Consider the following 10537-nt stretch of genomic DNA (forward strand, 5'->3'; position numbering starts at 1 on the left):
AGCGGTATTTTCTATGCATGTCATCACGGATATGCATAATTGTCACGGCTTTTTTGTATATATTGATATCACCCTCCAGCCGCACCTCGACCTGCTGCGCAGCATCCGCCTCGAAGATAATGGTGTCATTCATATAGTGTCCTTGCGGTGCCATCCCCCGATCGACTGCCCGGCTGATTGAAAGTTTCATAACCGGCCGGATGAAAACCCCGCCCGGCGCGAAGAATGTCGTCCCATAACTGCCGACATTACGGCTCGGTCCAGGACCAGGTGCGGTGGTAGATGGGGATGACGAACTGGGGAGATTTTTTCAGGAAGTCGAGGAGTTTGGTTTCGGGGGCTTTCACGTTGTGGGCAATCCCAATTTATCAAAAAATGCCCTGTTCCTCTCTTTTGCTGAATTTACCAATTGATCAAAAGAGATAACTTCGATGAATGCCTGATAGGTCTTTTTATACCCAAAATACCCAAGCCCATCGCTCGTTGGTATAAGATCATGCATCTCACAACGCTCCTTAATCGTTGATGTGAGATCACAGATTACATAACAATATCCTGGTATGTTTGAAGTGTTACCTAATGGGTCGGCCTTTTGCCGTCGTAACCTTTCCGTCGCGAATACGCCTCAGATATCCGAGCGCTTGCTCGACAGGATCTTTTTCCTCCCCCTCGCTTGCATCGTTCCGCATTGGTCTTTTTATTTCGATGACTGTCAATGATGCAAAAGGTGATTGGCTTTTTTCTGTAACAAGAATTGGGTTGTCAAAAACCTGAAGACAACACATGTCGGGCTCTTTTGTTTCAGTTGATCCCGTAATTGGTAATGAATTTAATGTCTTGTCAGATGCCAAGTAATCATGGAACGCAAGTCGCTCGTCAATAAGCCAAAGATTTGCCTCTATCGAGGCCACATCATTGGTGTCTATACGCATTGGCATAATGAGCTGGTGAATCCGATCTTCGCGAACATATCTACCATCAGCATTTCGCTCAATCGCTTTCTGGAGAAGATCAATAACCACCTTCCTATGCGATACATAATTTGCCAGATCGGATTTTTTGATATCTTCAACCCGCGCTAGATATTCTTGTAATCGCTCAGAGTAGTCATCCTTGATCTCATCATTTCCAGGCCGCATAAGTTCATGCCCGTCAGCGAGGATCTGGCGCTCAAACTCCGACAGGTGCTTGTGCAGGACAATATCAAGTTCCTTATCTGTGATATCCGGGTCAATATTCAATTGATCATCAGGTATTCGAGACAAGATAGGGCGGTACCTTGGCGCCTGACTTGAAACAAAACCGTCTATCCGATCCTTTCCGCGCTGCTTGTTGGTCTCCAGGTACCCTGATAAATGGCTTGCCGCACGCAAGTTCACTAAAGACCGTAAATCTTCAAGTGCAATGTCAGTATCCGCGAACATTTCCAAAGGCTTTTCATCAAGATCAAAACCTGTTCGTTCTGAACGAACATTTTCATCAAGGAATGAGGAATTAACGAAGCATTGATATGTAAAAGTGCCTTGATCATCCGACAGCACTCCGAATAATCCAGGAATCCGCCCTCTCAAATTTTCCTCTTGAACAACACGGTTAGCGGCGCAGTAAGCGGCCATATGTTGTTTGTTTGAGGTCGCGCGCAATTTGATATGAGTGAGTTCGAATTCGACCCCCTTTAGTGACACCGCCTCAGTTTCCGCAGAGGAGACCATATGCTCTTCGTAGATGGAATCCAAATCAACTGCTACATCGCCATCAATAACTAATATCTTCGGTGCGCCGCCACTCCTCACGAAATACCACAGACAATGCTCGAATAGACTATTTGCAATAGGTATCGAGGTCTTCGGCGAGGCATCACGATACTTCTTTTCAAATCCATCTAAGTGCACGCATGTAGCTCTTTCCTCATTATTGATCTTCGATAATGCTTCATCCTGGACACCAGATGGCGCGGAAAACGAAAATGACCTTCTCATCAGATTATTCTCACCGTCGACAAACACACTGTCGATGGCTGCCTTCCTAAAGGCCTTAAGCCAAAGCAGTCTGCCGACTCCACGGCCGCCTTTGCTTGCTTTATAGTCTGAATCCAACGTCCGAAACGACGCAACATTTGCGTCAGTGAAACCTATTCCATTATCGATGATCTTGAATCCGATAACATCCCCACCAGCCTCTGGGCCTCTTTTTCGAACACCTTTAACCAGATTTAGCGAGATCTGTGGCTCTCTAATAATATAAACCTTAATATGAGCACCACTTGGTGATAGACCAACATCTTCCGTTGCATGAATAGAATTTGCTACTGCCTCGAAGAGCGGCATCAATCCGTGACTAGCAGGCAACGATGTGTTGCGCAATCTACCAGCCAAGTTTGTCTCCATACTCATACCGACACCTCCCCATTCATAAGTCGCGGCAGTAGCAGGTCGCGGGCCTTTGTTAGTTTCCGATTGTTAAAGCTAAGCACTTTAAGTTGGCTGGCTATTGGCTCAATGAGGCTATTGAACATTTTTAATAGGCTGTCTGGCGGCAGTGGAACACTATACTGTTGCATTTGCTTCCAATCAGCCCGTGGCATTTTTGAGCCTTCTTTCATTGCCTGCGCTGTCACGGCAACAAAGCCATCACTTGACACTGTCATCAAGACGAGTGGCAATAACACATCCTTTAATGGGCGGATAACGATAGCGTCTGACGAGGCTGCCCCATCGGTGAATGCGACTCCTACTTTATGAAAGTACGGACGAATCTTTCCGAACAATATTTCGTTTTCACGGAACCGATGCTTGCTACTTGTGACCTGCTCAACCGTACCCCACTCGCTTAGGGAAATCGAGCGTCGCGGTATGTGTTCGAGCCCGATGTACGGCGTATCCGGTTCGAGAGTATCTGGCGATACTGACTCTCTGATCTCTTTACATAAGTCACCGAGCATTTTCTTCTCCCACCCCTCCGGCACGCCGTCTTTGATTTTGACGTGCTCGTGGCCGGGGAATCGGAGGTGGACGAACCATTCCTTGTAGAGCAGTCGGGCGGACTGTTCCAGCAACTGGATTCGGCGGCGGTTGTTTTCGATCAGGTCGTCGTAGGCGGAGAGGATGCCTCCGATTTTTTTCTGCACATCTAGTGGAGGGCATGGAATTGGTAGCCGTTCAGCATCACCTACTCTGACATGGTCAACTGTCGCGCCAAATCCCATGCCTTTGTATCGTCCTTGAACAGGAGGTGATTGGAGTACATATGCCAAAAAGTTCCAGTCGAGCTTTTCAGTATTAGGTCGGTAATGAAACAGGCGTTGACCTAAGAAGACCTTGTCATCATCGGAAGTAAACCGACCAACCTCACCAACTGGCGCTTCACGGGTCAGTATTACGTCCCCGTACTGTGGTTTAGAGCGTCTAGTCCACTTCTGAAAAACCTCCTCCGTAACATAACGTACTTCATCCAGATCAATGAAGCCGTTCTTCACGTTGGTTGTGCGTATCATTTTATACTCGGTTTCATACTCAACTATTGGCGCAGTTTTATTCACGCAATCGACAGCCAGTTCGCACAACTCATTTACAGGGCGCATAGGCCAGCTCATACCCCCAACTCCTCAAAATTCCTTTTAATAGTCGCGGACAGCGTGACGGCTTCGGCGTTGAGGTCTTCCAGCTCGACGTGGATTTCGCGCAGGGTTTCCTCGAAGTCGAAGTCTTCGTCTACTTCTTCTGGTGCGACGCCGACGTAGCGGCCGGGGGTGAGGCTCCAGTCGTTGGCTTCGATCTCCTTTATATCCACCAACTTGACCAGCCCTTCGACGTCGCGCAGTTTGGCTTCGGGGAAGCGGTCGGTGAGCCAGTGGGCCTGTTTCCAGAAGTAGCGCACCTGTTTGAGTTGTTCGACGGCGGATTGGCGGGCTTCATCGGCGGCCTTGCGGGCGCGGGTGAGGTCGCGGTTGTTTACCCTCACCCCCGGCCCTTTATGCCCATCGGGGTGCTCTCCCTGAGGGAGAGGGGAGGATGTGAGTTCATCGATGAGGCGGGTGGCGAGTTTGTAGATGAGATCGGTCTGTTTGATGAGGTCGCGGCTGGTCTCGGCCAGGGGTTCAAACTGTCGGGTCAGTTTGACCAGTGCGGTGTTGGTGTCGGGCGTGCTTTCCCACTGGTGTAGCGCCTCGTCTGCGCGCTGGTGAAAGCGGGCGATGTCTTTTACAAAGAGTTTGGCTTCCTTGTCGAATTCGTGGAGTGCCTCGGAGATCGCCCCCTCACCCCGACCCTCTCCCCCAAGGGGCGAGGGGGAGGAAGATTGTTTTCCCTGGGGGAGAGGGGGTAAATCTTTCAACAGCGGTGCTAGCGTTTTGCGCAGATTATGAATAGCCGCCAGGTAGTCCGGCAGCGGCTGAGCGGTTTCTCCATCTTCTTCCCATTCCATGCAGGCCTGGGCTTCATCGACTACCTGGCCCAGATAGTGGGATATCAGCTCCAGATACCTGTCGCTCTCGCCGCGATAGAGCCAGACGATGGCTTGCAGGTTTTGTTGTTGCTCGGGGGAAAAGTCATAGATCTTGCGCGTGACCTTGCGGTAGACGTTGCGCGCGTCAAGCATCAGGACGGTGCCTTTCCCCCGTGTTTTATGCCCCTCACCCCGGCCCTCTCCCCGGGGGGTAGAGGGGGAGGATTGTTGTTTTCCCTGAGGGAGAGGGGATTTCTTTCGGTTGAGAAACCACAGCTCGCAAGGCACAGTGCGGGTGTAGAAGAAGTTGGAGCGGATGGCGACCATGATATCGACGTCGCCGGTTTCCACCAGCTTCTGTCGCACCTTCGCCTCACCGCCGCCGGCGCTGGAGGCCTGCGAGGACATGACAAAACCGGCTTTGCCCTTTTCGCTCAGGTAGCTGTAGAAATAGCTGATCCATACATAGTTGCCGTTGCTGACCTTTTCCTTTTTGTTGACGCCGGGCAGGCCGAAGGGCAGGCGCGGGTCGGACTTGACCTTGTCGGCATCGATCTCGTCGACGTTGAAGGGCGGGTTGGCCATCACGTAGTCGGCCTTGCCCACCAGTTCGTGCGGGTCTTCGTAGTAGGTGATGGCCTTTTGTATGTCGCCTTCCAGGCCGTGCACGGCGAGGTTCATCTTGGCCAGGCGGATGGTGGTGGCGTTTTTCTCCAGACCACGGAAGGTGAGTTTTTCCGTGGGGCTGTCGCCGTGCTCTTCGACGATGCGCGCGCTCTGTACGAACATGCCGCCGGAGCCGCAGGCCGGGTCCAGCACCGTGCCCTTGACCGGGTCAAGCACATGGGCGATGAGCGAGACCAGCGAGATGGGGGTGAAGAACTCACCGCCGTCGTGGGCACCCTGGTTGGCGAACTGGGTGAGGAAATATTCGTAGATGCGGCCGAAGACATCACCTTTGACTCTGTTCAACTCTTCCGGGTTGAGGGTGCGTAGCAACTGGCCGAGTACCTGGTTGTCCAGCTCCTGGTATTCGCCCTTTGGCAACACGCCGCGCAGGTTTTCGTAATCCTTTTCGATGGACTCCATCGCCTCGATGATGGCTTTGGCACGGTCCACGGAATCCGGCAGTGATACCAGTGTATCGAACTGGGCTTTCGGTTGCAGGAAGATCGCGCCTTTTTGCGAGAAGTCTTCCTTGGTGAGCGCGCGCGTCTTGCCACCGCGGCTGGGCAGGGTTGGTTCGATCTGCTCCTTGACCGTGAGATAGCGGCTGTAGGCGTGGCGCAGGAATACCAGACCCATGACCGGTAAAAAATATTCATTGCTGGCGTAGTTGGAGTTGGCGCGCAGGTTGTCGGCGGCGCTCCATAGGCGTTTTTCGATGGCTTCGATGTGTTCGAGTTGGGACATGTAGTTCGTGTTCTCGTTATTCAGTGGTTTTTTTCGCACCGGGTTGTTGTTTTAGGTGTTGCGGCAAGCTTAAGGTGCTAGCGGTTGGCTAACCCAACAGCTTTTTCCTGCAACCTTTCCCCAGCATTTGGGATGACGCCCGTTGTTGATTTGTTGTTATGTTCTATTGGGTTCGGGAGGCCACATGAATACAGCATGCGGTGAAAGTCTGACACCGCCTGGTGATTGCCTGTGAACCACTGCCCGCGAACCATAAAATGGGCGGCATTTTGCGCACCACTCCGATTTGCCTCACTCATGGGCAGCCGGTTCAACCGCCACTTTATCACTTTTCCGATCGTTTACCGCAGGGAATGCCGTCCGCCTGTGTTCGCCAGGTGTCGACAGGCCTCGTTGACGGCTATTTTGCCGGCTTCGCCGGTGGGGGGCTGCGCCAGCAGTCGTTCAATCGCGATGATCTTTTCGATGTGTTCAGCAGCGGCCCGGTCTGCTATCTCGGTTTTTTGGCGGCTGGTACACTGTGCGGATGTTTACCTTGCCGCTCACAGGTCTGCCGTTTTTTGCCCGGGTCAATCGCTTCGTGGTGGCGTACAGCGGGGGGCTGGATTCGCATGTGTTGCTGCACGCGGCGGCGGCGATGCGGGAGCGGTTTGAGGGGCGGGAGCTGGTGGCGCTGCATGTCAATCACGGTCTCAGTGCGCGGGCGGATGACTGGTCGGCGCACTGCGCGGCCCAATGTGAGGCCCTGGGAGTGGCGCTGGTCGATCGGCGTGTGGATGCCACGCCCCGGCCCGGTGAGAGTCCGGAGGCCACGGCCCGCGAGCTGCGTTATCAGGCCTTTGCGGCATCGATGCGGGCGGGTGATTGCCTGCTGACGGCCCACCATCAGGATGACCAGGCCGAGACCCTGCTGATTCAGCTGTTGCGTGGCGCGGGGCCGCGAGGGCTGGCGGCGATGCCGGAGTATTCGGCCTTTGCCCAGGGCTGGCACGCGCGTCCCCTGCTGGGCTATGCGCGCGATGCGCTGCACGAGCTTGCGCGGCAGGCCGGGCTGTCGTGGATCGATGACGAGAGTAATAGCGATACCCGCTTCGAGCGCAATTTCCTGCGCCACGAGATCCTGCCGCGGCTGAAGTCCCGCTATCCGGCGGCGGCCTCGACCCTGTCGCGTGCGGCGCGGCTGTGTGGCGAGGCGGCGGATCTGCTGGTGACGACGGCCAGGGAGGATCTGGCGCTGCTGCGGGGCGGGGGCAAGGAAGGCGTGAAGGAAGACAAGGAGGAGGGCGCGCTCCCGGTGTCCGGTTTGCAGGCCCTAGGCGAGGTGCGGGCGCGCAATCTCCTGCACCAGTGGTGTCGTGACCGGGACCTGCCGACGCCCTCGGCGGCCCAGTTGCAGTGCATCTGGGAGGAGGTGGTGGGTGCCGGGGTGGACAGCGAGCCGGTGGTCAGCTGGGTGGGGGGCGAGGCCCGCCGTTACCGCGATGCGCTGTTTTTCGATCGGCCCCTGACCGCGCACGATGCCGGGCGGTGCTTGCCGTGGGACGGACGTCAGCGGCTGTCGATCCCGGCTACTGCCTCGGGCGGGCTGATGGGCGAGCTATTGGGCGAGTTACACGCGGAACCGGTGCAGGGGCAGGGCATCGCCCTGGCGGCGCTGGAGCGGCGTCGGCTCGAGATCCGCTTCCGTCAGGGGGGCGAGCAGCTGCGGCCGGCCGGGCGCGCCGGGCATCATGCCCTGAAAAAGCTGTTTCAGGAGGCGGGCATCCCGCCGTGGCGGCGGGACCGCATCCCCCTGCTGTATGCCGATGGGCAACTGCTGGCGGTGGCCGGCCTGTGGGTCGCCCAGGAGGCGGCGGCCGCGGCGGATGAGCCGGGCCTGGTCCTGCACTGGACGGCGCGGGGCTGAGTGGCCGCTGTGGTATCATCGCCCTATTTCGCCAATCCATACCTATTACCATGATGTCTCGTCCGTTTCCTCTCCGCCCGTCGATATTTCCTCTGTCTTTGCTACAGACCTTTGTACGCCGCCTCGCCGGGGCCGCTACTCTGGGTTATGCGCCGGTGTTTATGCTGGCTTTCACGCTGTTTACCCTGCTGCCCGCCAGCGTCGCGGCCGAGGCGGTGGCGGGTGAGGGCGAGTATGTGCACTCGCAGCAGCAGTGCATCCGCTGCCACGATGACAAGGCAGAACTCCAGGCGGTGCTGACCGTGAGTCTGGGCAAGTGCCAGAGCTGTCATGACAGCGCCCGGCCGAGTACGGCGCCCAGCCGGCATCTGGCCGATGCCGGTAGTAGCGATGCACCGCCGGTCTCGACCCGGCTGGATGCGCCGAGGCGCGCGGTGGTGGCCAATCGCCCCGCGGATTACGGGATGCGTTTTCCGCTGTACCCCAAGGGCTCGCGGCTGGGTGACGCGCCCAACGAGATGGTGTTGATCCCCGCCGGGGAATTTATCATGGGCAGCGATGACCGGTTGCCCGACGAGGGGCCGGAACACCGTGTGAGCCTGCCGGCCTACTACATCGACCGCTACGAAGTGACCAATCTGCAATATAAAAAATTCAACGACGCCACGGCGGGCCGCTCGCCCGGCCACTGGCGCAACCGCACCTATCCGCCGGGCAAGGCCGATCATCCCGTGGTCTACGTCAACTGGGAAAACGCCAGGGACTACTGCGCATGGGCGGGCAAGCGCCTGCCCACCGATGCGGAATGGGAAAAGGCCGCCCGCGGCACCGACGGCCGCATGTTTCCGTGGGGCAATGAATTTGCCACCGACCGCGCCAATACCCCGGTGCGCTGGCAGGAGATCGGCCAGTTCGGTGACACCACCCCGGTGGGGGCCTTCGAGACCGGCCAGAGCCCGTACGGCGTGCATGATATGTCGGGCAATGTCTGGGAATGGACGGACTCCTGGTACCAGGCCTACCCCGGCAATCAGACCGCCTCGGAGAGTTATGGCGAGCGCTATAAAACCCTCAAGGGCGGTTCCTGGTTTGACTGTTCCTTTTACAAGTGCGGCATTTCCGCCCCGGTCTTCAATCGCTCCTTTTTTGCCATCAAGGTGAAAAATGACAGCTTTGGGTTTCGTTGTGCGAAAAATGCAGAGTAAAGGTGAAAGGGTAAAGAGAAAAGAATGGCTAAGGTCAGTGCTGTCCCGATAACTTGAAGTGCATCGCTGTTCAACGGGCAAAATGCTTAGCGATTAGATTGTTTTGAGGTACTAGAGACATGAAAACCAATAATACCCTTCCGTCATTCCGGCGCAGGCCGGAATCCAGTGGTTTCAACGACATTCTGGATTCCGGCCTGCGCCGGAATGACGGAAAAAAGTTAACGGGACAGCAGCGAGCTAAGGTGAAAAAATATTATTTTTTAATCCTGCTAAGCACCTTGCTGCAAATGGGATGTGAAGATAAAAGCATAACTACCGCATCAGCGCCTGGAGATAAAAATCCGCTAGCCATTAACGTGCCGCAGGTGCTGGTGCCCGCCGGGGAGTTTATTCGCGGCAGTGATCGTGAAGACGATCTCGCCATGCGCCAGCAATACGGTTTTCCCGCCCCGCTGTTTGTCGATGAGCACCCGCAAAAAAAGCTGCATCTGGCGGCGTTCAGGATCGACACCTATGAGGTGAGCAATCAACAGTTCAAGGCCTATATCCTGAGCACCCGGCGCATGCTGCCCCATGCCTGGATGAGCAACGGCTACGCGATTGCGGAAGACCAGCTGAGCGGCCTGGAGGTGGAGAAGCTGCGCAAGCTGGCGACCGATGTGTTTGCGCTGGACCTGGATACGCGCGACATGCAAAGGCCCGCACTGCTGGCGGCGATACTGGAACAGCAGCAGCGTCAGGATCGCTACCCCGTGACTGGCGTCAACTGGTTTGCGGCCAAGGAATTCTGCGCCTGGCGCCAGACGCGTCTGCCCACCGAGGCCGAGTGGGAGAAGGCGGCCCGCGGCCCGGATGGCCTGGAATACCCGTGGGGTAATGAGTGGGATCCGACGATCACCAACACCGGTGATGACGGCGAGTGGGACGAGGGCATGGCGCCCATTGGTTCCTATCCGCAAAACAAATCCCCCTATGGCGCCTATGACCTGGCGGGCAATGTGTGGGAGTGGGTGGCCGACTGGTATGAACCGTATGCCGGCTCAACGTATCAGACGGAGGCCTTCGGAAAACGCAATCGGGTGGTTCGCGGTGGCGGCGGCGGTGTCGGGCATTACGCCATCAGTTATTTTTTTCGCGGCGCGACACGCCAGTTCTCCGAACCGGAAATGGAAAGCGAGGATGTCGGGTTTCGCTGCGCCAGCGATGTTTGATAATCACAGGGATTTATCAACGATGCTGCATTGGCAGGTATTTCATGCGGCGCAATGCCCTTCGGTTATTGCGCCCTACACACTGAGCCCGTAGGGCGCAATAACCGAAGGGCATTGCGCCGTATGTCCGCCGTCAGAGAAAAGCACCCGCGTAGCGCGCCTTTATAAAAGCCTGCACAAATCCCTGGCCAATGCGTGGCGCAAGGTCAACTCTAAAAGATTGCTCTGCGAGACATTGGTCATCGTCAATCAAAATGACTCTGCTTTGGGAGGTACTTCATGCGGCGCAATGCCCTTCGGATATTGCGCCCTTGTATTATAAACCCTGCATGGCTTGATGGGGCTAAAGCAACACA

General features: G+C 56.1%; 6 protein-coding genes. 3 read left to right on the top strand and 3 right to left on the bottom strand.

The annotated features are described in order from the left end of the window. Positions 1-572 precede the first annotated feature (572 nt). The 3 genes from RRB22_15490 to RRB22_15500 are packed head-to-tail and all read right to left on the bottom strand — an operon-like array spanning position 573 to position 5856. Positions 573-2393 (bottom strand): ATP-binding protein, encoded by a 1821-nt coding sequence (locus tag RRB22_15490; protein ID MDT8385806.1) that lies wholly within the window; start codon positions 2391-2393, stop codon positions 573-575. After that, positions 2390-3592, bottom strand: coding sequence for a restriction endonuclease subunit S (locus RRB22_15495; protein ID MDT8385807.1), 1203 nt, complete (start codon positions 3590-3592; stop codon positions 2390-2392). The genes RRB22_15490 and RRB22_15495 overlap by 4 nt, the downstream gene beginning before the upstream one ends. Further along, entirely contained in the window at positions 3589-5856 is a 2268-nt protein-coding gene (locus RRB22_15500) for an N-6 DNA methylase (protein ID MDT8385808.1), read from the bottom strand. Before RRB22_15500 ends, RRB22_15495 begins: the two co-directional genes overlap by 4 nt. Positions 5857-6391: 535 nt before the next feature. Between RRB22_15500 and tilS the strand changes: the two genes are divergently transcribed. The 3 genes from tilS to RRB22_15515 all read left to right on the top strand — a co-directional run bounded on the left by tilS (position 6392) and on the right by RRB22_15515 (position 10181). After that, positions 6392-7762 (top strand): tRNA lysidine(34) synthetase TilS, encoded by a 1371-nt coding sequence (gene tilS / locus RRB22_15505; GenBank protein MDT8385809.1) that lies wholly within the window; start codon positions 6392-6394, stop codon positions 7760-7762. Positions 7763-7860: 98 nt separating this feature from the next. Next, positions 7861-8967 (top strand): formylglycine-generating enzyme family protein, encoded by a 1107-nt coding sequence (locus RRB22_15510; GenBank protein ID MDT8385810.1) that lies wholly within the window; start codon positions 7861-7863, stop codon positions 8965-8967. A gap of 119 nt (positions 8968-9086) precedes the next feature. Next, a complete protein-coding gene (locus RRB22_15515; GenBank protein ID MDT8385811.1) occupies positions 9087-10181 on the top strand; it encodes an SUMF1/EgtB/PvdO family nonheme iron enzyme in 1095 nt (364 codons plus the stop codon). Positions 10182-10537: the final 356 nt, after the last annotated feature.

The organism is Gammaproteobacteria bacterium, from assembly GCA_032250735.1.
GTDB lineage: Bacteria > Pseudomonadota > Gammaproteobacteria > SZUA-152 > SZUA-152 > SZUA-152.

What these genes read in the sequence shown, in the direction of transcription:
- RRB22_15515 (MDT8385811.1), top strand. Translation starts at nt 9,087, where the DNA reads ATGAAAACCAATAATACCCTTCCGTCATTCCGGCGCAGGCCGGAATCC.
- RRB22_15490 (MDT8385806.1), bottom strand. Translation starts at nt 2,393, where the DNA reads ATGAGTATGGAGACAAACTTGGCTGGTAGATTGCGCAACACATCGTTG.
- RRB22_15495 (MDT8385807.1), bottom strand. Translation starts at nt 3,592, where the DNA reads ATGAGCTGGCCTATGCGCCCTGTAAATGAGTTGTGCGAACTGGCTGTC.
- RRB22_15500 (MDT8385808.1), bottom strand. Translation starts at nt 5,856, where the DNA reads ATGTCCCAACTCGAACACATCGAAGCCATCGAAAAACGCCTATGGAGC.